Raw genomic sequence first — 1,197 nt, forward strand, 5'->3', positions numbered from 1 at the left:
GGAGAGTTGACAGAACTTAACGGTTGGATTAAGGTTAGGTTGTCCATCTTCGCACTTCCACAGGGAAGTTAGGCTTTATGACCACTGTTCTCCAACGTCGCTCAGCTAGCAACGTGTGGGAGCAGTTCTGCGAGTGGGTGACTTCTACCGACAACCGGCTTTACATCGGCTGGTTTGGCGTGTTGATGATCCCCACCCTGCTGACTGCCACCACCTGCTTCATCATTGCCTTCATTGGTGCTCCTCCAGTTGACATTGACGGCATCCGCGAGCCAGTTTCGGGTTCGCTGCTGTACGGGAACAACATCATCACCGCCGCGGTGGTACCTTCTTCAGCAGCCATTGGCTTGCACTTTTATCCGATTTGGGAAGCCGCCTCTTTGGACGAGTGGCTGTACAACGGCGGCCCCTACCAGCTGATTGTGCTGCACTTTTTGATTGGGGTGTACTGCTACATGGGGCGCGAGTGGGAGCTGAGCTACCGCTTGGGGATGCGTCCCTGGATTGCGGTGGCCTACTCGGCGCCGGTGGCAGCGGCAACAGCGGTGTTTTTGATTTACCCGATTGGGCAGGGGTCGTTCTCTGATGGGATGCCCCTGGGGATTTCCGGGACGTTCAACTTCATGTTGGTGTTCCAGGCGGAGCACAACATTCTGATGCACCCGTTCCACCAGCTGGGCGTGGCTGGCGTGTTTGGGGGTGCGCTGTTTAGTGCGATGCACGGGTCTTTGGTGACCAGCACCCTGATTCGGGAGACTTCGGAGGAGGAGTCGCAGAATCTGGGGTACAAGTTTGGTCAGGAGGAAGAGACCTACAACATTGTGGCGGCGCATGGGTATTTTGGCCGGTTGATTTTCCGGTATGCGTCGTTCAACAACAGCCGCAGCCTGCACTTTTTCCTGGCGGCCTGGCCGGTGGTGGGGATTTGGTTTGCGGCGTTGGGCATCAGCATCATGGCGTTCAACCTGAATGGGTTTAACTTCAACCAGTCGATTGTGGACAGCAACGGGCGCGTGGTTGGGACGTGGGCGGACGTGCTCAACCGTGCCAACCTGGGGATGGAAGTGATGCACGAGCGGAATGCGCACAACTTCCCGCTGGACTTGGCGGCGGTGGAGGTAGCGCCGGCTGTGCGGGGCTAGTGCTTCCCCAGGTTTCCTGACTCTACTTCCCCTGGCCCCAGCGCCAGGGGTTTTT

Annotated in this window: 1 protein-coding gene; it reads left to right on the forward strand. The window is 57.7% G+C overall.

Annotated elements, in window-relative coordinates; all coding sequences use genetic code 11:
* Nucleotides 1–77: 77 nt before the first annotated feature.
* On the forward strand, nucleotides 78–1,142 hold the full coding sequence (psbA, locus tag NW807_RS05935) for a photosystem II q(b) protein (protein WP_414425552.1): 1,065 nt from the start codon (nucleotides 78–80) through the stop codon (nucleotides 1,140–1,142).
* Nucleotides 1,143–1,197: the final 55 nt, after the last annotated feature.

The organism is Synechococcus sp. R70.1 (genome assembly GCF_047461675.1).
In the GTDB taxonomy this organism is placed as follows: domain Bacteria; phylum Cyanobacteriota; class Cyanobacteriia; order Thermostichales; family Thermostichaceae; genus Thermostichus.

Bases quoted from the DNA above. Each gene is read 5' to 3' on its own strand.
- psbA (WP_414425552.1), top strand. From the start codon at position 78: ATGACCACTGTTCTCCAACGTCGCTCAGCTAGCAACGTGTGGGAGCAG.